Raw genomic sequence first — 21,254 nt, 5'->3', positions numbered from 1 at the left:
GCACCATCCAAGATTTTACCCATCAAACCTAAATGAATAACAATTGTAAGTTGTTATCTTCATTGAGTAGCTGTACCCTTGTAATTTGATACAATATTTTCATTGGAAGACCAGTTTTTTAAACTCCATTTATAAAAATGAATATTGCGGAATAAATTGAACACTTATTCTGTTATGCAAAAAATGGAAAAAATCTACAGATGAAGAAATCAAACAAACGAGAAATAGAGTCGTTAATCTATCTTTTGGACGATCCCGATCCGGAAGTGCAGTATGGCGTAAAGGAACGATTCAAAGAGTTAGGTGAGCATGCCGTGCCCATGTTAGATCAATTTCGATCTGAGTCGGTTAAAGACTCCGAAAAAGAAACGATCAACAATATCATCTACAATATTACTGCTGGTACGGTTATTGAAGAGTTTGCTGAAATTATTGAGCAGGGTATATATGACCGCAATCAACTTGAGAACGCCCTTTTAATACTTTGTAAATTTGGAAATCCAACTCTTCGGGTCCGGGAGTACAGAAAAAAACTGGACGATCTTGCTGCTCAAATTGGAAGTGATATTGCCTATACGCCCTCTATCAATGAAAAAATGAAGATTATGCTGCAATATATTTTTCAGGATTTGAGATTCCGGGGGGATTCAAGCGATTATCATCATCCGGATAATGCCTATCTGGATCGTGTGATTGATCGAAGAAAGGGCTTGCCCATTATGTTGAGTTGCATAGTGATGTTTATCGCACGTCGGCTGGACCTTCCATTCTATGGTGTAAACATGCCGATCCATTTTATGCTGATGTACCAAACTCACAACCAGGAAATTCTGATCGATCCTTTTGACGGCGGAACGATTGTTACATACAATCAGTGCTGCTATTTCCTGAAAAAGAACGGAATTGAACCGAAACCCGAACATCTCCAAAAAGCGGATGAATCGGAAATTCTGGTTCGGTGTATTCGAAATTTGATACACAGCTATGCTAAATTGCAAGATGAGAGACGAGTAGACGACCTGAGAAAATTGCTGAATATGGCAGAGTTGGATGGATAAATGGTAGTCCGGCTTGCTGAGCCGGGAAAGTATTTCGATATGAAATAGCGCAAGCGTCTCGCTTGTGCTACGTCTACGAAGGTCACGAGCGGGACGCTCGCGCCATCCTCAAAACCTCAACACCAGACATGTGATAGCGCAAGCATCTTGCTTGTGCTACATATGAAGAACACGACCGAGATGCTCGCACCATTTGCCATTTAAACTCTCCCATTCATCTTATCGGTTCGGCGAGCCGATTTACAATGTCATCGAAACACCACCCCGCCGCGGATCGCCAAATCCCGAAAACTCACCCTTCTTTTCCAAAACGGCATGAACTCCTCCGAAAAACAGGTTACCCGGCTCCCAGGTTTTATGATCTTTATACTTCTGAGTCAATAGATCTATAATCTCCTCAGAAAACCCTTTTTCAATATTCAGAAAATCATTTTCATAGTGGATTCTGGGAGACTGAATCGCCTCTTCCAAGTCCATTCCATGATCAATCAAATTCAGCAGAACCTGTAAGATCGCCGTACGAATTCGGTTTGATCCGCCGGAACCGAGAACCACTTTTTTCCCATCTTTGAATCGAAGAATTGCCGGTGCCATCATCGAGCTGATTCTCTGATTTGTGGGCCAGTTGTAGAATCCTTCCGGATTGAGATCTTCTTCGCCCAGCATGTTATTCATCATCACACCGGTGCCGGGAATCATCACCCCGCTGCCCGATCCATTGCTGGTTGTTAGGCTTGCCATATTTCCCTTGGCATCCGCCACGCTAATCTGTGTGGTACCCCTCGATGCCTTTCTCCGATTTTGCACCTGCTTTTTGTACATCTCAACAAAAGGTTCATGAAGTATCCCTTTAGGATTTCGGTTTTCTATTACATTCTCAATTCGTGACCTGTGAGCCATATCCTGAGCTTCTACAAGTAGTTCTGAAAAGGACTTATCGGAAAAATCACGCCCCGGAGATTCCATCAGATTCAGTGCTAATGCAATTAACAGACCGCCGGAACTCGGAGGCGGATTTATACTCAGAGAATTACCCTTATACTCCAAATGAAGTGGTTTTCTCTTCTCAACCTTGTAATTTTCCAGATCCTCATGGGTGAGATGCCCTCCCTCCTCTTCACAAATCCTGCAAATTTTATCAGCTATTTCTCCCTCGTAAAAAAAGGATTCCCCGTCACTTGCCAATTCTTGTATAAAATTCGCAAGTTGAGGCTGCGTGAGCCATTCCCCTTCAGAAATAAACATTCCATCTTCTTTTCGGCTGCTAAAAATCTCTGAAGCTTCCTGATTTGATGCATAAATCGGCTCCGTAATCTGGATGGCACCGGCTTGGAAGGAGTTCATCTTCACACCATCTCTTGCCAATTTTATTGCAGAGTCAGCAAGAACGGGAAATGGCATGGAACAGAGATCACGATGAATTTCAAACAGTCCTTTTACGGTTCCCGGAGTGGCAACAGATCCAGGCCCAATATGAAATTCTTGTTTTGCATATCCAAAATCGGCGGATATTGGAAAAAAGGACAGTTCATTTCTCTTTTTGATTTTATATGGAGTCTGGACGAAAAAATCGTAAAGTGTTTGTTTACCATCTCCGGTTTCGGCTAATAAAAATCCACCTCCGGCGAAGGATGTCAGAACTGGCTCCACAACACAAGCGGTCAGGTGTGCAGCTACAACAGCATCAAATGCATTTCCGCCCGCTTTTAGAATTCGGGCAGCCGTTTCCGCTGTAGTTTGGTGACCTGCCGATACCGCTCCTTTATAATGATTCATTAACTGTTTTGTTCAGAATTGAAAAACTCAGCTTTCAAAAAAAGTACCTACTTTATCGAAAACCCGGTTAAAGGCATTATTTATTTTTCGGGGTTCGTTATGGTTAAGCGGGAATGGATTCTCGTGAATATATTCATAATTGAAATCCATCTCATCCACAGGAATATTAATATTTCTGAAAGCTCCCTGCAACGTATTGACCACCTCAAAGGAAGGGATAACAGTGTCTTGTTTCAGGGGTATCGCATAAATCTGGTTTTCTACTTTTTTAAACTGTTCTTCCCGAAATTCTCGCATTTTCTGATATTCCAGCATTGAGTGGAAAATTTCCCCTTCAAAATGATCTTCCTCAATATAGTGGCGAAGATGATCATCATTTTTCAGAAAACTATCGAAGTGTTCTATAAGGTATGAGTACAGAGCCACACTGGCTTCACTGTCTAATATAAATTTAGACACCGGAGAGAGGCGGTTAAAAACCGTTCCGCTGCAGAACAGACATACTTTAGAATCGCTGAAATAATTGTGATAATTGGAAAGTTTGAGTATCTCTGCTAACAATCCGCCGATGGAAAAAGCAAAAATATCGAACGTTGCATTTTTATCGATGACGGGATTTTCTCCTTTTTTACATTCCTCTACAAACTGAATAACGTCATAATAGGTTTGCAAACCCGACCAAATAAATCGCTGCGGCATCGATTGCAGGCGCATACTGATAGCCACATTGAACAATGTAGATTTTATGATATTTGGAAATTTCTTTTTCCGCTTCTCACACAACTGGTACATCTTACGGGGATTGCTCCAATATTCCGGAGCGCGCTGCATGTGAAAGGCAATGGGGAAAAAAACGACTGCACTTTGTGTTTTTTCACAAATAGCTTCTCCCCATGTAAAATATTTATCCCAATTTTTTTCGTTAAATCCGTGAAAAAGAAAAGTTACTTTTTGAATGTTCTCGGATTTTCGCGGCTTGAGGATGAAATAGTTAAAATTTCGGTTTTCCTCTACTAAAAAATCCTCCTGGTGTACATCATCTTGAATTGTACCAACATCGTTATAGTAGTTGGAAAGAGAATCAAATTCCAAATTGTGCCGTTCACAGCGGTATTTGGTATTGCCTGGCAAAAGATTATAAAACCCCGACCGAAAGCCGATCTTGTGAATTGAAAGATTTCCATATGTGGTTTCAGAATCAACGGCAGAGAAAACTTTTCGCAGTTTGGTGTAAGAGTCAATATAATCCATAAATATTGCTTCAATTATTCAGAATGCAGGAACAATGATTTTTTACTTCTTAACCTGGAACCATGCATTCAAAACCGATTCAAAAAACTACAATCTGTTATCTACAAATTAAACAAGTAGAACGTATAAAGGAGAGCTAAACTTTACAGATTTCTATATAGTTTAAAACTTCCGGGCAATCACCACCGTTTCTTTAAAGGAGAGATTTTTTCCATTGGCACTATTGTAAGCTTCAAGCAGAACAATGTAGATTCCCACCCGATTTCGAAGTCCGTCATCGGTTTTGCCATCCCAGACCAGGGATCCTTCAAACCCGGCTCGTTTGGCCTCGGCCAGTTTCCGAACCAGACGGCCGTAGCGATCATAAATTCGCACTTTAATTAGATAGTCGGGTTCATCAAAAGAGTAGTTGATCAGCAGGTTGTCTTCAAATCCATCATCATCGGGAGAGAATGGATTCGGGCTGAAGGCGATATCATTCCCGGAGATCGTCTGTTCTGAACCCTGGTAGATGGAGTTTTCTGATCCGGGAGAACCACCAAGCGGCGTAGAATTGGATCCCCAGTTAGCTTCATCGTTGGTTTCAAAATTTGGGTTGATCCGTTCGAGCGCGATTCCCTTTGTATCCACGATATTCGGGTTGTGCCATTCGGGGACATAATCCACCATATCAATGATTTGCAAAGTGCTGTCAGCCAGGTAAATCTGGCGGCCGGTATTTGTCAGACTCAGAGTGGTTCGGTCGATTTGAATGGCAAACTGATCCATCTCACCGGACAGATCAAAGAACTCTGCAGCCCGGCTGTTCGAAAACGGAACATCATCCGGTTCGGGATAGATCAGCGCGTAGCCATTTGCCGGCAGCCACTGACGATTACTTCGGATCGGCTCAATAATAGAAATATCACCATCTTCATCCGGTTCATCATGCAGAACAAATCCTTCGAGTGAAATAGCATAGGGTCGACGATTATAAATTTCTATATACTGGGATTGGTCCGGCAAACCGTCGCGCTCATCAGAAATCGGATCAAACATAATTTCATTAAAAATGATATCTCCCTCAGAAATGGGCTGGGCTATCGACTGTTCCAAACGGTTTGCGATGTTGCCTTTGTAATCACCCAGATTTTCTACACTTACAGTAATTTCTTCTCCCTGGGAAACGACCGATCCGTCCAGGATGACACGGTCTCCTGAATCTTCATCGTAAAAAAGTAGATCCGACGGCGTGCCATTCAAAAGAAATTGTGCGTTGGTTTGTGATTGTTTTTTAAACCCTCCCCCTTTCACCATTTGATCGCCTTCACTCGATGTAATTTCCACATATTCGTTGAACTCAACCTCAATCGAATCGGGATGAATAAAATTGGCAAAGATGATTTCCGGGGCCATTTCATCAATTTCAAACACACTGTTTTCCTGGCCTGGTGTGGAACCCCTCTCTGAGGTGTTGGATGCCCAATTTCCGGGGTCGGTTGACAGGCCCGCCGGATCTTTCCTCTCCAGTGAAATTCCGGGTTCATCAATTCCCCAGTCGGCTTGATAGAACAGGCTGTCAATCACTATACCAGCTGTATTTTTCAATATAACAGCATCGCCGCTGTTGTTGAGCGATTGAAAATTTGAAATGAAAACGAACTTGTTGGATTCGGATGCAAACGATTGAGAATCGGTAAACACCAAAGTTTCATTTTCACGAATCAAAACGCCCCGAGGTATTTCGGTTTCATCTGTTGAATCTCCCAACAGCCAGCCGGTCAAATCGTAATTTGCATCTGTTCGATTGAATATCTCGATAAATTCTGCACCCGATCCATCGGACGGTTCATACATAATTTCGTTAATCACAACCTGACCAGGTGCTACATCTCCGAATTCGAGATATCGAATGGATACGGTTACAGATTCAATCTCATTTCCAAAAATATCGCTTATTCCGCTGACTGTAATCTCATATATCTGGTCGTTCACCAATTCCTCTCCGGCAAAGAGAATCACTTCGTTCTGATCCAGTGCAATCATTGAGATTGGCAAATTTGGTGTGATACTGTAGTTTTCATCGTCTGTTGCCTGGTTGCTGTTGAGGCGCTCATTAAAGGTCAGCACAAATCCCTGGTCCTGATACTGAACTGCTCTCACAATTTCAGGCGGACTTGAATCGAGCTCTACTTCATTCGGCAGTCCCGGTGTTCCCAGTAATTCATTGGGTGATTCGGCCCAGTTTTCCTGAAAGGTGGACGAAACATTTGGGCTCAACCTCTCCAAAGCTACTCCATTTCCTCCCCACTCCGAAGGTTCATATTGAAGTGAATCGGCAAGGGCATCTTCGTTTGTAAAAAGACGAATTTGATCGGCCACGGTCACTGTGAGACTCGGGAAACTGGAAAGTTCAAAGAAATTTCGTTCACCAAAAATCTCTTCCAGAGCCTCCGAATCTTCAGACAATACAACCAGTTCACCGGGTTCCAGTGCCAAATCATCCTCAGATATAATCCGCTCCGAATCCCCGGAAACATCCCTGCGCTGTAACCGCCAGTTTCTAAGATTTAGCAGTTTGTTTGAAGTGTTCACCAGTTCCACATACCGCACATAGCCGGATGGTGGGCGATACATAAATTCGTTGATGACAATATCTCCACCACTGAATGCATCGAAAACCGTAAACTGAATTTCCAATGTCTCACCGACTGAAAATCCACTCGCCGATCTCAAATCATCATCAATCTCCAACGTTTGCTGACCACTTTCCAGCGGATCAGAAAACTCAAGGAGTAGAATTCGATTCGTTTCCTCAGAAACTGAATTTGGATTGGTGCCGTCTACTGCAAAAAATGCGGGGTCAACATCGCTGTCTCTTACATTTGCATTAAATTCAACCCGAACCAATGTTGGTGATAACGCCCGAACATCTGTCGCTGTAAAATTGAAATCGCTCTCTACTTCATTCGGCATTCCAGGTGTTCCAAATTGATCGCTTGGTGAATCAGCCCAGTTTTCTGAATAGAGTGAGGATCGATTGGCCCGCCGCCGCTCCAGCGAAACGTCATCGCCGCCCCACTCCGGACTGTATCGTAAAGAGTCAATAATCACACCGTCAGCATTAGCAACCACCACATTATCCCCACCATTTTTCAGGGTTGAGAGTCCCGTACCGGCATTGAGGTGAGGGATATCAGGAAAGATATTCAGGAGATTGAAATTCGGCAGAATGGCGATGTAGGAATTTGGCGGCAGTATTTTTTGCTCTTCTGTGAGCGTATTTCTCGTCGCTGTATCATTCGCCTGCTGCCAGCCTGCCAGATCAATTGCTTTATCACTCACATTATACAACTCGATATACTCGGTGTAATTTTCCGGCTCGTCGTACATAATTTCGTTGATCACGACATCGCCCGGTTCAGCTGTTTCAATCAGATAGTAGGTGAAAGAGACGGATGCTTGTTCCAGTTCATTGCCAAATATATCGGGAATATCATTGACCGAAACGGTGTAGGTCTGACCTGAATTCAGGGATTCATCCAAAAACAGAACGGCTTCCGTACTGCTGGTAAATGTGACTTCATCAATGGAAATACCGCCGCTGAGGTCAAAGTTTCCTCTTGAAATTTCTGATCGGTTAAGTGCGCCGGAAAAGCTGACCCTGATACTTTCCTGGTTGATAAAATCGGCACTCAGAAGCTGCGGGCCATCCGTATCGACATCTACAGAGTTCTCTTCACCCGGAGTCCCTTTAAGTACCGCCAGAGATTCGTCCCAGTTGTTAATATCGGAGCTGATTGCATCGGTATCAATACGTTCGAGCGCCACTTCATCTCCGCCCCATTCTGAGCTATATCGGAGTGAATCAAGCGTTACATTCTCGGCATTGGTAATTACAATCTCATCCCCACTGTTCTTCAGTGCCGGCAAGCTGCTCCCTGCATTGAGAAAATCGATATCAGGAAAAATGCTGAGCAGTTCTTCATTTGGCAAAATTACCATATATGATCCGGGCGGGAAATAGACCTGCTCTTCGGTCAGCACCCGGCGTGTTCCGGTATCATTCGCCTGTTGCCAACCGGAAAGATTGAATACCTTATCACTCACATTATAAAGTTCCACATACTCCGTATAACCATCCGGTTCATCGTACATAAACTCATTAATAACAATATCTCCCGGACCGGCAGTCTCCACAAAATAGTAGGTGAAAGAGGCCTGATCTTCATCCAGTTCGTTGCCAAAAATGTCGGGAATATTGGTGACCGTAATTGTGTAGGATTGCCCTGAATTCATCTCCTCATCCAAAGAAAGTTCTGCCTGTGTTGAGTTGATGAATGTCACTCCATTGATGGAGGGACTTCTGTTGATGTCAAAATTTCCTGTTGAAATTGCATCCGTGTCCAGCGATCCGGTAAAAGTGACCAAAACCGTTTCTGCATCCACAAACGCCGCGGATACAAGAGCCGGCCCATCATCCGGACTGACTGTGTTATCCTCGCCGGGAGTGCCCAGATCCTCATCCAGCGATTCGCCCCAGTTGTTCGGATTATTTGCCGGAGCACTATTACTGCGCCGTTCGAGAGCAATGTCAGAACCACCCCAGGTTGACGGATCGTATTCGATTGTTTCTACCGGATCTCCATCGGGATCAAGCAAACGAATTTGGTCTGATACAGTTTGTGTAAATCCCGGAAATTCGGTCATTTCAAACCAAGGCCCCGAGCCAAACTGATCCTCCAAAAGTTCTGAATCTTCCGTGATTACGAGATATTCGCCCGGCTCAATAGGTTGGTCGAATTCAGTAATTGCTCCGCCTAAACTTGTTGAACCTTCCGCCCGAAGAAGTTCAAAATCTTTGATTGTTAGAAACCGGCTCGACCGATTGTACAGCTCCACATATTGAGGATATTCATTCGGTGGATTGTACATAAATTCGGTTATCAAAATGTCGCCGTCCTGGTACTCATCAAACCGGAAAAACTCGGCCGTGGAATTATTCTCTATCTGCCAGCCCTCCGTTAAACTCTCCAAGTTGTTGACTACAATTTCGTAACTGCCGGTTGAGAACGAATCGCTAAAGGTGAGCCTAACAGTTTCTGAATTAACAAAATCACGACTTGTCGGAACGGTTCCGTCACCTAATTCAAAATCAGTACGCTGAACAGTTGAAACCTGAAGTGGAAGTGTAAATTGAACAAGAACATTTGTGTCATTTTCCACTTCAGCGGACAGAATTCGAAATGGATTTTCAAACGTAAAATTAAACTCCTGTGTGCCTGAGACTTCATTCCCAAAAATATCCTCTACGTTTTGATAGCTGAATGTGTATTCGAACTGATCTTCCATCGTGTCATCCAGATCAAATTCGAGCGTTCGGGGATCTGAGGTAAATTCTGCATTGTTGATCACTTCTCCATTGTTCAGGGTAAAGTTGGCGAGGTTGTCAACCGCATCTTCTGCAAGTGTTCTGGAAAATGTGATTTGCAACGTTTGCGGTGCGGGAAACGAAGCTTCAACCGCTTCGGGAGGATTGGTGGGTTCTGTGATGGTATTCGGCAGACCCGGCGAGCCGGTCAGAACATCTTCCGATTCGGCCCAGTTATCCCGAAAAGAAGCGGGTACATCAAACGAAAAACGCTCCAGCGAAATCTCATTCCCACCCCATTCACCGGCATCATAAGTCAAGGATTCTACCTCTTCGTCTTCATTCGTTTCAAGAATAATATCATCCGAGGTTGTTAAAACAAGTTCTGGAAATTCATCAGCCTCTATAAAATTTCGCTCGCCAAACTGATCCTCAAAAACCGGAACCCCTCGCGTTATGACAAGGTATTCGCCGGATTCAATCGGCAGATCTTTATCAATACTGATATTCTCATCGTTGATGGTAAAATTCCGCAGATTCAGCAGTTTATCCGCGCGGTTATAGATCTCTACATACTGCGGGCGGTCGTATGTAGAAGTTCTCCAACTGATGGGAACACGATAATAAAACTCGCTGATAACCAGATCTCCGCTTTCAAACTCATCAAACAGTGTAAATTCTACGGATGTATTGGTTTCAATTTCCCAGCCCGAAGTGCTTGATACATTATTTATGATGAGTTCCTGATCACCTACATCAATCGGCGCGCTGTATATTATTCGTACACGATTTGGCTCCTCACGATTTACACTATTGGGTGAACCAAAATCTGTGATTTCGAAATCCTCCTCATCAAGAGTTGCATTATCTACATCCTGCGAGAATGTGATGTCGAACTCGGAGCGGCTTAGATATTCAAAATCTGTGACGAAAAATGGATTCGAGACTGTGAAATCGAATTCCGTAGGACCAGCGATGGGCCATTCATTGGCGCTCGTTACATTCTGAATGGAAAGATCATAATCACCAATAGCTAACGAAGAACTCAAATTCAGGTAGATGGTGTTGGGTTCGGAGGTATCATCGTAGTCGATAGAGGTTGGGTTGATACCGCCCGTGGTAGTTCCGTCTTCAGTTAACTCAAAATCAGTTAAACTCCATGACGTTTCATCCGGTGGTTCTGTAAACTCAACAGAGATGCGACTGGCTGTTTCCACATCAACAGAAGCGACATCAAATGGATTGGAGACTGAAAAATTCGCTCCTGAATTGGCAGGAATCGTGCCGCCGTAAATGTTATCTACATTGTTGACCGTTACGGTATAGCTGCCATCCGGCAGAACAGATCCGTACGAAAGCCGAACCGTAAAATCGTCTTCCAGACTAACTGATGTGGGATTTCCAAGCCCGCCATCCACTGAAAAATCACCCGTCTCAATAGTTCCATCATCGATTTGGTAGTTGAAGGTGACATCTATTTCGGTTGCGGATGCTACTGTGTGCAGACGCTACACTGCAAAAGGCTTCTGAACTTTCTGATAGCATATATCATCAAAGAAAAATTTATCGGCATCGAGCGGAAGTGTATTCGCAGATAAAATTCCAGAATAACTTGAGGTCTGTATGAGTGTTATCAATTGCCGTTTACGAATCAGCCAAACTGTGTTGAACTACTAGCCATATCACTGAAGACTAATACAGATTCCCAGTCACCAGATGTCGCTCTCTGGTTACTCTGACCTGATATCCTGGTCCATCCAATGATATGTCTGATGTTCCTGCCAAAATTTCTGTAACATCACTTCCGTTTGTATATCTCAGAAGTCTGAAACGGTCGTCTGATCCACCTTCTCCATATCTTATCGCGTAACCATTTACATCTCGTCATCAGAATATTCAGTCCGTCTGATCTGCGATCAAGAAAATTTCACGTAAACACGGTTGAAAGATCCTGATGGTTGGATACTTCAGATCAACAAACAATTCCCAAGCGCCGCTATGATGGTGGTCTGATTTGTGTACGTAGATGGAGTAGTACCTTCGTCTGACAAATTCAATCTTAGAAGATTATTCCCATTATCTTCATCTGTAAGTAAAATCATCCAACATCCCCGGTCCATGCCGGATTTTGGGTAAGGTCTTCGTCTTCAAAATCATCCTCTAATACAGTTTGCTGAGCGGCAGCGTTTGCTCCAACAAGCAGCATGACCGAAATGAAAAGTAATATTCTTCGAAAAGTAGCGCCTCGATTCAAAACAGATCTGTAAGTTGTTACTGATGAAAAGATTCTATACGCGTTTTGCAAAAAAACTGATCAATCCGGGCCTACACCCAAATCAAAGAAAAATCAATCAGTTTTAGCCCCCAAAAAAGTCAGGTACACATCGTTAAATCTGACATTAACATACTATAAATGAAGAAATGACTCAACGAAAAAATCAGGAGTTGCGGTTATCCACCACAACTCCCGGAAGGACTTGAGAAGTGTGCTCAATCACTTCTCAATTTTCTCTTTGTGTTCGTGTTCTCAGTAGTATGAACCATAAATGCGGAAAACCTTACAAAATTTTCTCACTTTTCTTTAAAAAAAATTATTTTGTCTCTCAATATTAACTTCAGTTTCTAAAATTTTGCAGAAAAAGCCGATCCCATTTCATATCTCTAATGTCAATCACGGCTTTGCTGAAGCTCAGGGGTTGATTCATATCAAAAAGAATAAACTTGTTCTTGAATTTGAGATCAAAGATGCCTTTGGTGGATTTATCAAATCGGATTTGAAAGAGATCGATATTCCATTTGATGAAATTGAATCACTTACTTACAAAAAAGGACTTTGGGGGGCATCGGTTAAAATCGAGGGAAGTTCCATGCGAACGTTTGAACAGCTACCCGAATCTGAACAAGGGCGTTGTGAATTGAAAATAAAACGAAAGCATAGGGATCAGGCAGAACAATCAATCAGTTCTGCCCGGGTAGCACTTTCTGAATACAAGTTGGATAAGCTTGATGAATGACAGAGTTGAGATTTGAGATGTGAGATATGAGATTGATTCTCGGCTGGCGATTGGTACTATCTGATCTCAGATGCATGAGGCGAAGTCATCTCGCTTTTGACTATTTTCAGAGCACGAGCGAGACGCTCGCGCTATCTCACAACGAGAAAATCGCTCTATGGATCTCATATCTCAGTACTCATACCTGACTAAAACGGAACCACTGCTTTTACCCGGTAATATAGATCAACAAAATCATCCTCAAACAGATTATGTACCGGTTGTGCAACACCGACAGAATGTGCAAAGCTCAACCCGAAAATTTGCAACTCATTTTTAATCTCTGCACCAGCTCCCCATCGATCAATGGTCTTGGTTGATCCATCTTCTTGAATGGTATCGCCAACAATGGCGCCATCTGTGAACAGAGTCAGTGATGTGGCTCCCAACCGAATCAACCCAAGTATTTCGGTTTGAAGGGATGGAATAAACGGCATTCGGTATTCAGCACTCCCAAACAGCACTCGATTTCCTGCCACATATTTGCGATAACCGCGAACCCGTTCCGAATCGTTAAAAAACTGAACGAATACCTGGTCTGGCAGCGAAATGGTGATGTTGTCGTACCGGCTCAACCCAATATCATTTTGCGGAAACGGGGTTCCCCATTGCTGTTGATATCGTGCCTGGAGATAAAGTCGTTGAGTTCCGATGGAAGGCAGCGTTGCGTACGTATTGAGATCCGCTTCGAGATAGCGAACATCCGAGCCCAATATTTTGTCAGCCCCAAGCAGGCTCATTTTTATTCCATATCCATCCAATGGATGAATGGTATTATTTCTCCACGGTTTCTGTTTTTGAAGTGACCATTCAATTTTCAGATCAGTTTGGCGTCCTTTTACAGGCGTTGGAAGCAGAGGTCCGTTTTCGAATTTCTCTCGATCGATCGGATTGACAAGAACATGACGAAATCGAGCAGTAAAAGATGAAGATTGATACGACTTACTGAAATAATCGATCGGCCAAGTTGCGGAGACCTCTCCTCCAATTAGTTTTTCTACAAGATAGCGGCTGCCGTAAAAGCGCGAATTTGCAGGAAGATTATACGCCGAAAATGTAAGACTCGGGTAAAGCTGGTTGTTCTGGTAATTGATGGCACCGTACGAATTTTCCTGAGTATTAGGAAATGAAAGCGATCCAAAAGCCGTAAACAGATGCTTTCCAATCGGTTCGAGCCAATTCGTGGTTCCGCCAATTCCCCAGTGATCCGGCCCGGCATAATATGGAAGGGCAATTGTCGCTGCATGCGTGATGTTACGAAACGGCCGGTACTCATACTGATTTACTACCACAGACGGATCTTCCTCTATATCAAACGGAATGACATTAGGGGGAGTTTTTAACCGCCAGCTTGAATAGGCTTCGGGAACTTCAACCGGTTGCGATGCCGGTTCTCGATTCACATCAATCCAGTAGGCATGATCGCGACGCTTGGTTTCGCTCGCCTCAATCAAGATGCGCTCGTGATCCACTGAATCGGTTTCTGAAATCCAGCCGTACAGGTCTCCGCCCGTAAAGAGGTTCGTAACGCGCCGGGATGAATCGGATTCAAAATCATACACAAAAACATTCGGCACCTCATCTTCCAATGAACTGTAGGCAAACTGTTGATGGTCTGGGCTTACAATCGGTCGGTGATTATCGCCCTTTCCATCATCCAAAAGAACGGTTTCCTCTCCATTTTCAGGATTCAACAAAATAAATTGACGATTCAGATCCTCATCAAACTTATAGAGAAGCCAGCGGTTTTTGTCTGCTAACCAGGTTGGCCAACTGAGTTGAATATCGGCCTGGTAATTTGTGATTCGTGCCTCCTTGCCCGTCGTCAGGTCTCTGACAAATAGATTCCCGGTGCCCTCCTCATTTACAATGTAGGCAATCTCCTCCCCGGTCCGCCCCGGAGCGGGAAAGGCTGCTTTTCGGCTTTTGGTGATCCGCTCTTCCTCACCGCTTTCGATATTTAACCGATACACATCATTATACAAAGATGAATACTCTCCCCTTGAGAGGCGAGAATAATAAAGTGAGCTGCCATCACGACTCCATCTCATATCGTAGTTTATATTTCCCTCAGCTACTTTCCGACTCTCTTTTGTTGAATCGTTCTTTACGATATAAAGCGATCGGACCGGCCTGGCCAGTGATTGAAGGGATTGAACTGCGATCAGGCTATCATCAGGACTAACACTCATATCCAGATAGAACTGGCCCGGTAATTCAAACGAATCTGTGTCCAACGAATCGATTCTTTCCATACCTGAGGCGAGCGTGTTGTAATAGATATTCATGTGTTTACGCCAATCCTCGTAAAACGCATCGTAACCACCGTCTACATATTCATCAAACGACTCTTCAAAATCGTGATATTCAAGTAGTCCCAGTTTTTTATCCCGCCAGGAGAGCATATCAACCAAGGTGCTGTCGCCATATTTTTCCGTGAAGTAGCGCAGTTGCGAATTTCCAACGGCATACATCAACGCGCCATTTTCAATTGAATTTCCATCCCGAAAATTCGGGCGGCTGTCGAAAATCGCCTTTCCGCAGCCAGCGGTCGCCCCGCTGCGAATTCCACTCTTCTGTTTCATACTGTGCCAGGCCTTCCGTCCAATGCCGCTCGATAGGGGTTGCAATGATGTATTGCAGCATTCCCATACCGGACCATACTGCTTTATAATGAAAAATATGGCCGAGCTCGTGAGAAATCACATGCCTCAACCATTTTACACTTCCGTTTCTACCCGCTCTGAATCCATTCACATTCACCCACATCATGGAGTATCCCCGGCCGATAGGATTAGCAAATCCGTTTTCAATTTCGTCTTCATCCGAAAGATAAAGGCGAACCTTCTCTGTAAAGGTTACGCCCATATTTTTGGAAAGTGCATCGTAGGATTCTTCTGCAATCGTTCCGGCAAGTGTTTCAATCCCCGATATTCGATCGGGATAGATGATTTTAAAGTGCTCCGTTTCAACAACCTGCCAATCCAGGTGAGGGTGATTTCGGCTGTTGAAAATGTTAAAGCCTTGGGCAAAAAGGTCAGATGAAAAAAAGAAGATAAACAGTACTATTTGAAGAGTTTTTTTCATCTTTAAAAATAATGTTTAGAAATAGATTCTAATTTTTTCAAGCTTTATAAACTAAAACCGATATTTGACGAATTTATCAGATAATCAGCAAAAAACGTATATTGTAATATCCAAATTCAATAAACAAATTAGCTCTTCATGGATAAGGTTCTAAAAAAATATCATCTAAATGATAATCAACAAGAGATTGACGATAAACAGTACTGGGATAATCAATCATTTGAACACAAAATTGAAATTCTTGAATCTTTACGGCAGGATGCCATTAAATTAGGACTTTATCCAAATCATCATGAAGATAAACAAAGACTTCGAAGAATTATTCGAACTGTTAAACAAAAATGAAGTCTCCTATCTGGTAGTCGGAGGTTATGCATTTGCAATACATGTTGAACCAAGATTTACAAAGGATTTAGATTTATTCATAAAAAGAGATCCTCAAAATGCTCAGAAGATTGTTCAAACGCTTGATGAGTTTGGTTTTTCTTCTCTACAGTTATCTGTAAATGATTTTCTGGAACCGGATCAAGTAATCCAAATTGGTAACCCTCCCTACCGATGAGTTACCCCATTTTTACTCCACCTTACAGAACCTAATCCCAAGTGCTCTGCTTGTCATTGTTCATCCGAAATATATCACGTTTTGTGGTAGTCCCTTTTTTAATGCGAAAAAAGGGACGAAGAACGCATCGAGAATAGAGATTTTCACGGTTTATAGTTTTAAACTGTGATTTGCTTTCACTTCTTTTTTTACCGTTTCCAAAGGCTTTCCCACTATTCCCGCAACCCTTGATTGATCGATGATAGGTAGTCAATATATTCGGCCTTGAAGAATCTGTGGGAACAGGCTGGATTGTGAAGCGCTGTGGCAGCCTTCGGTACCGGTGATACACTTGATTCTACTTACAACCGAGATGGACCATTCGAAGGGTGCCGCGCTGAACAATCAGCCGCCACAGATTCTTCACAGCCGAGAGGTTTTGATTACTTTTGCCGGTACAAAAGTAATAGGGAAGAAATGCTGTAGGTATGTTTATGTTGTATCAAGGTACATTCGTTTTCATTTTCCCAGTTTCCACTTATAAGACTCTACAATTTGTTGATATTATTTAGTTTATGGATTAATAAGTAAAAATTTCAGGGTAACTTCTGTCCCTACCGCGTTGATTTCTTGACTTCAATTTCAGGTGTTACGTTCCAGGAAGCGTGGAATCATAAAGTAGAGGGACCCTATGGCGATCAAATGGTTTATTTTATAGGAAAGGCGGAATTCCAAAAAAATAAGAAAGCTACCGGCAGAAACTCTGATCAGCAAGATCTCGACAAACTCGATTGATTTAAAAATTACATTTCACGCGTATATCTTAATGACTCAGTAATTTTATCTCAGAAGATTCGTAAATGTTTTATTTCCCGATAAGCGATAGATACTAAAATCTCTGTCAATCGTAATGATGTTTTCAATATCTCTTGATTCTGCGACTTCCATCAGGCTGGTGTCAGCAAAGTCGGCCGGGAGATCGGCATAGGTATCCATCTTCTCCCGAATTCCGCCAATCTGCCATTGCTCTAAATTATGAATTTCAATGCCGCCGTCTCGAACCCAATCCAAAAAATCGAGTTGGGTTTTGGTACTAAAATCCAACATATAACAGACTTCGGTAAGTACCGGCCATGTAGAGATGAGTCGACCCTCGTACTCTCTCAGAAAATTCAACACTTTTAAGTGATATTGATCGCTGTTATCAAACAGGGCAATCACGGGACCAGCGTCAATCAGGCTGTTTTTCACGGATTTTCTCTTTTATTCTTGATTTATAGGTGACAGACCTGTCTTTCTCCCCACTTCCCCGCTTGCCGAAGTACTCTTTACCGGTTTCAAAAGGCCGGTTGTATTCTTTCTCTTTTGAGATATACTCTACCAACGCCTCTTTGATAATATTGGAGCGGGATACTTTCTTTTGATCTGAGAGAGACTTTAACTCCTTTTCAATATCTTCTGATAATCGAACGGAACGCATAGCTTTTGTATTTATTCATGTGTGTTACATAATGTAATACAATTATATTTCGTTTGCAAATATTGAATTTATTATGGGTTTTACAACAGGCACTCTTGAAAAAAGGGGTACGGATATTCGGTAAATTTACTGTTTATCAAATTGTTTTTGTGGTAAAGTAAATGTAATAGTCGTCCCTTCACCCGGTTGGCTATTTGCATGAATTGATCCATTATGTTTCTCAACAAAATCTACACAGAGATCCAAGCCAAGTCCTGATCCTTTTTCGCCCTTTGTTCCGGGAGTTGTATAATGAACGTCTTTGTTGAAGATTTTTTCAACGGCCTCGTCACTCATTCCAACTCCGTTATCTGATACCGAAACGCTCACCTTGTCTTCCTTTTCTTGGGCATTAATCTGGACAGATCCACCGGTATGTGAAAATTTAATTGCATTATTTACAAGATTTCTCAGAATTGTTTTTAACATATCTGGATCTACATAAATAAAAATATCATCCCCAATGTGGTTTTCAATATTTATGTTTTTATCGGTTGCTGAGGTTTCCATATGCTCTAAAACGGTATTTGCAATTTCTGCAAGGTGCACTTTTTCCGGATTTACTTTATTATCCTTAAACTGATTCCTGGACCACATCAGAAGATCATTCAAAAGATCGGACTGATTGATTGTACTTTTGCGGAGCATTTGCAAGTATTCGAGTAACTCTTCTTTTGAAAGCGATTCGTAATCATTGAAAATAAGTTCATACAAGCCCAAAGGTCCTGTTACAGTATTCTTCAGATCATGTGCAATCACTGAAAAGAGTTTGTCTTTTTGCCTGTTGAGTTTTTGAAGTTCCTCGTTAGATTTCATCAACTCTTCCTCAGCTTTTTTCCGCTTGGTAATTTCCCTGATAAAACCTTGTATGCCCTTAATGTTGCCAGCATCATCATACATTGTATGAGCATTTATTGAGCCATAAATCAAATTATCCGATTTGGTTTGAAGCTGAACTTCAAAATCAATGACTTCGCCTTCTTTTTTCAACATTTCCAAACCTTGAAACCATACCTCCTCATTTTGATGAAAAATCACTGCGGGCTTGCCAATCACATCTTCCGGTTTATAACCTAAATAGCGTTCTACAGCGGGACTTATCTCACGTATAATTCCCTCTTTATCAAGTTGATAGAAAATATCAAGAGCGTTCTCCAAAATCTGTCGATATTTTTTTTCACTCTCTTTACACGCTTTTTCAGATCGTACTCTTTTTGTAATGTTTCGAACCACACAGAGGAAGCGGGAATTATTACCCTCAATCATACTCGAGATAACTGCCGAATACCAATATATTTCGTCTTTGTTAACAATTGAGTATTCAAATTCAACACTTGGTACTCCATTCCGGATTTTCTCAAATGCAAGACTCAGTTCTTTAATGATACTTGATGGGAGTACATCCTGATATTTTTTATTTACATAGGCTTCGCGTGGCGCAATCAATTCACTTCTTTGGTTTGGTGGCAAATACTCGATTATGGTACCATCCTCATCAAAAATGAAAATTAAATCCTGAAAAGCGTTAATAATAGATCTTAGATATTCATTCATATTAGATATATTTATCAAGGTTCAAATCATCACTAATTTTCGCATCAAAGATGTATTACAAAATCTATAGAAACAAAACTTTAATCTTACTTTGTTAATCGTTTCTTTATGTCCATTTGGTCATTGCCATCGATACCGCCCCACGACTGGTTTATCTGCCTCGATATTGATCCATATTTCGATCACGAACATGACCCCGAGAAAATTTTTGAGAAGGGTTTTACCCGGCCACTTTCATTGGATGACAGGGATATCATCGCATCGGTATTCTTTAACGGAGATCCTGAAAATCCTGAATTCAATGTTGAAACAACTGAGAGTCTCTCGAAAGACGAAATTAAACAGGCCAATCACGTTTTAGCCCGAATTCTTGGCACCAATATTGATCTGCGGCCATTGTATGATCAGGCTTCAGAAGATCCCGTGCTCGGAACCTAAGCTAAATGAATTTTATGGGTTGAAACGGATGGCTCGCGGCAATTTGCTGGAAGATATCATCAACCGTATTGTGCAGATGAGGCTTTCGCATAAACCCACTGCTAAAAAGATGGTGTTTAAAGTCCGCGACGCTTATGGAACGCATCTGGTTCATGAAGGAAAAAATATTCCGGCCTGGCCACGTCCGTTTCAATTGGCAAAGGCTAATCCCGCTCAAATACGAAAACTCGGACCTACGCTGAAAAAGGGAGAATATTTGGTGGGACTGGCACAGGATATTCTGGCCGGAGAGGTTGATCTTGAATACCTGGACAAAGAAGCTGAACCGCAAGAATTCTACGACAAAATCTCCGAAATCAGGGGTATTGGACCCACTACGGGACAGGACCTGATGCTCTTCCGTGAACGAACGGATGCCGTTTTTCCCAGTAATATGACGAAAGGAGAAGAAAAGGGACTGCGAAAATGGATTATCATGAGCTACGGGGGCGATCCCTCAAATACAAGCCAAGAGGAATTTGAATCGATGATCGAAAGCTGGAATGGCTATGAATCCGCCGCGATTGAGTTCCTGTTTGTGAACTATATCATCAGTTCAAAAAAGAAAAAGGCGAAGGATTAATTTTGGTACTCGCGCAAGTTTGTAACTTGTGCGATCAGATGGGCGCGAGCGTCCTCGGTCAACGAAGCCTTTGGCGTAGTAGACCCGCTCGTGCCCGTGATGTAGAGCACCCCGGCTTCGGGGCGCTATCATGTTATAATTTATGCGAATATTCAATCAATCCGCTGTCTTGATATCAATCTCCCGCCCAATAAACCGTTCTGCCAGTTCCCGGAACCGTTGAGGGCGATCACTTACATAGCATGTCAACTCACCCTTTTTCTCCGACGAATTTAAAATATTTAGTTCCGAGAGTTTGTTCTTTGCCATTTCGGCGACGGCCTCTGCCGAATCGATAATCTCAATCGGTTTGCCGGCAAAATATTCCAGGATCGATTCTTTGAATAGCGGATAGTGGGTACAACCCAAAATAAGTGCCTCCACTCCATTGTTTCGAAATGGCTGGAGATAGATCTCAATCGTCTGTTTTGCGATTGAGTTATCGGTCCATCCCTCTTCTGCCAATGGCACCAGCAATGGGCAAGCCTGTGATTTTACGATCAGCTCCTCATTCGCTCTTTTCAGTGAAAGTTCATACGCTCCCGATCCAACGGTTCCCAGCGTGCCAATCACTCCAATATGCTTCTTTTCGGATCGAATAGCCGAGATGGTTCCGGCGTCAATTACATTCAGCACGGGGATATCGCCAACTGCTTCACAAACTCCGTGGTAGGCTGCAGCTGAGGCTGTGTTACATGCGATAATAATCATCTTTACCCCTTTCGCCTGCAGAAACCGGCTGATCTCAACCGAATAATTTCGAATGGTTTGTTGTGATTTGATGCCGTACGGTACCCGTGCTGTATCTCCGTAATAAATGATATCCTCATTGGGGAGAGCCTCGGATACCGCTTTCGCAACTGTCAACCCACCAAGACCGGAATCAAAAATCCCGATCGGTGCTTCCTTACTGTAATTCATGAATTTACATTCCCGTTAAAATAATTTTTCCCGCGTTAAGGTTAT

Annotated in this window: 17 protein-coding genes; 7 read left to right on the top strand and 10 right to left on the bottom strand. The window is 42.6% G+C overall.

Features of this window, described 5'->3' with window-relative positions:
• Positions 1–200 precede the first annotated feature (200 nt).
• Positions 201–1,058, top strand: a complete 858-nt coding sequence (locus U5K72_20320; GenBank protein ID MDZ7721179.1) for a transglutaminase-like domain-containing protein — start codon at positions 201–203, stop codon at positions 1,056–1,058.
• Between the two features lie 240 nt (positions 1,059–1,298).
• Here the strand turns inward: U5K72_20320 and ggt are convergent, their stop codons facing one another.
• The 4 genes from ggt to U5K72_20300 form a co-directional block, all read right to left on the bottom strand.
• A complete protein-coding gene (ggt, locus tag U5K72_20315) occupies positions 1,299–2,834 on the bottom strand; it encodes a gamma-glutamyltransferase (protein ID MDZ7721178.1) in 1,536 nt (511 codons plus the stop codon).
• 27 nt (positions 2,835–2,861) lie between these two features.
• Entirely contained in the window at positions 2,862–4,085 is a 1,224-nt protein-coding gene (locus tag U5K72_20310) for a DUF6051 family protein (GenBank protein ID MDZ7721177.1), read from the bottom strand.
• A gap of 162 nt (positions 4,086–4,247) precedes the next feature.
• Positions 4,248–10,853: a lamin tail domain-containing protein gene (locus U5K72_20305; GenBank protein ID MDZ7721176.1), complete on the bottom strand. Its 6,606-nt coding sequence runs from the start codon at positions 10,851–10,853 to the stop codon at positions 4,248–4,250.
• A gap of 680 nt (positions 10,854–11,533) precedes the next feature.
• Entirely contained in the window at positions 11,534–11,689 is a 156-nt protein-coding gene (locus tag U5K72_20300; protein ID MDZ7721175.1) for a hypothetical protein, read from the bottom strand.
• Between the two features lie 376 nt (positions 11,690–12,065).
• Between U5K72_20300 and U5K72_20295 the strand changes: the two genes are divergently transcribed.
• Positions 12,066–12,449 carry a hypothetical protein gene (locus tag U5K72_20295; GenBank protein ID MDZ7721174.1) on the top strand — a complete coding sequence of 128 codons (384 nt, stop codon included), beginning with the start codon at positions 12,066–12,068 and terminating at the stop codon, positions 12,447–12,449.
• Positions 12,450–12,637: 188 nt separating this feature from the next.
• On the opposite strand, the gene U5K72_20290 is transcribed toward U5K72_20295, so the two are convergent.
• Both U5K72_20290 and U5K72_20285 read right to left on the bottom strand, forming a co-directional pair.
• The gene (locus U5K72_20290) at positions 12,638–15,073 is read right to left on the bottom strand and encodes a hypothetical protein (GenBank protein ID MDZ7721173.1); all 2,436 of its coding nucleotides are present in this window, start codon (positions 15,071–15,073) and stop codon (positions 12,638–12,640) included.
• The gene (locus U5K72_20285) at positions 14,976–15,575 is read right to left on the bottom strand and encodes a hypothetical protein (protein MDZ7721172.1); all 600 of its coding nucleotides are present in this window, start codon (positions 15,573–15,575) and stop codon (positions 14,976–14,978) included. Before U5K72_20285 ends, U5K72_20290 begins: the two co-directional genes overlap by 98 nt.
• Positions 15,576–15,713: 138 nt before the next feature.
• On the opposite strand from U5K72_20285, the gene U5K72_20280 reads away from it, so the two are divergent.
• The 3 genes from U5K72_20280 to U5K72_20270 all read left to right on the top strand — a co-directional run bounded on the left by U5K72_20280 (position 15,714) and on the right by U5K72_20270 (position 16,911).
• The gene (locus U5K72_20280; GenBank protein ID MDZ7721171.1) at positions 15,714–15,920 is read left to right on the top strand and encodes a hypothetical protein; all 207 of its coding nucleotides are present in this window, start codon (positions 15,714–15,716) and stop codon (positions 15,918–15,920) included.
• The gene (locus tag U5K72_20275; GenBank protein ID MDZ7721170.1) at positions 15,868–16,137 is read left to right on the top strand and encodes a DUF6036 family nucleotidyltransferase; all 270 of its coding nucleotides are present in this window, start codon (positions 15,868–15,870) and stop codon (positions 16,135–16,137) included. Before U5K72_20280 ends, U5K72_20275 begins: the two co-directional genes overlap by 53 nt.
• 609 nt (positions 16,138–16,746) lie before the next feature.
• Positions 16,747–16,911, top strand: a complete 165-nt coding sequence (locus tag U5K72_20270) for a hypothetical protein (protein MDZ7721169.1) — start codon at positions 16,747–16,749, stop codon at positions 16,909–16,911.
• 45 nt (positions 16,912–16,956) lie between these two features.
• Here U5K72_20270 and U5K72_20265 read toward each other — a convergent pair whose 3' ends face one another.
• The 3 genes from U5K72_20265 to U5K72_20255 all read right to left on the bottom strand — a co-directional run bounded on the left by U5K72_20265 (position 16,957) and on the right by U5K72_20255 (position 19,189).
• Positions 16,957–17,367 carry a PIN domain-containing protein gene (locus U5K72_20265; protein MDZ7721168.1) on the bottom strand — a complete coding sequence of 137 codons (411 nt, stop codon included), beginning with the start codon at positions 17,365–17,367 and terminating at the stop codon, positions 16,957–16,959.
• Positions 17,348–17,596 carry a CopG family transcriptional regulator gene (locus tag U5K72_20260; GenBank protein MDZ7721167.1) on the bottom strand — a complete coding sequence of 83 codons (249 nt, stop codon included), beginning with the start codon at positions 17,594–17,596 and terminating at the stop codon, positions 17,348–17,350. The genes U5K72_20265 and U5K72_20260 overlap by 20 nt, the downstream gene beginning before the upstream one ends.
• Positions 17,597–17,722: 126 nt before the next feature.
• Positions 17,723–19,189, bottom strand: a complete 1,467-nt coding sequence (locus tag U5K72_20255) for a PAS domain S-box protein (protein ID MDZ7721166.1) — start codon at positions 19,187–19,189, stop codon at positions 17,723–17,725.
• Positions 19,190–19,297: 108 nt separating this feature from the next.
• Here U5K72_20255 and U5K72_20250 point away from each other — a divergent pair, with 108 nt between their 5' ends.
• Together U5K72_20250 and U5K72_20245 are read left to right on the top strand one after the other, a co-directional pair.
• Complete coding sequence (locus U5K72_20250) at positions 19,298–19,627, top strand: hypothetical protein (GenBank protein MDZ7721165.1); 330 nt, start codon at positions 19,298–19,300, stop codon at positions 19,625–19,627.
• Between the two features lie 28 nt (positions 19,628–19,655).
• Positions 19,656–20,249 carry a hypothetical protein gene (locus U5K72_20245; protein ID MDZ7721164.1) on the top strand — a complete coding sequence of 198 codons (594 nt, stop codon included), beginning with the start codon at positions 19,656–19,658 and terminating at the stop codon, positions 20,247–20,249.
• Between the two features lie 156 nt (positions 20,250–20,405).
• Here the strand turns inward: U5K72_20245 and murI are convergent, their stop codons facing one another.
• On the bottom strand, positions 20,406–21,209 hold the full coding sequence (gene murI / locus U5K72_20240) for a glutamate racemase (protein MDZ7721163.1): 804 nt from the start codon (positions 21,207–21,209) through the stop codon (positions 20,406–20,408).
• Positions 21,210–21,254 lie beyond the last annotated feature (45 nt).

Source organism: Balneolaceae bacterium (genome assembly GCA_034521495.1).
Taxonomy (GTDB): Bacteria; Bacteroidota; Rhodothermia; order Balneolales; family Balneolaceae; genus Rhodohalobacter.
This window is presented reverse-complemented; position numbering and strand designations above follow the sequence as displayed.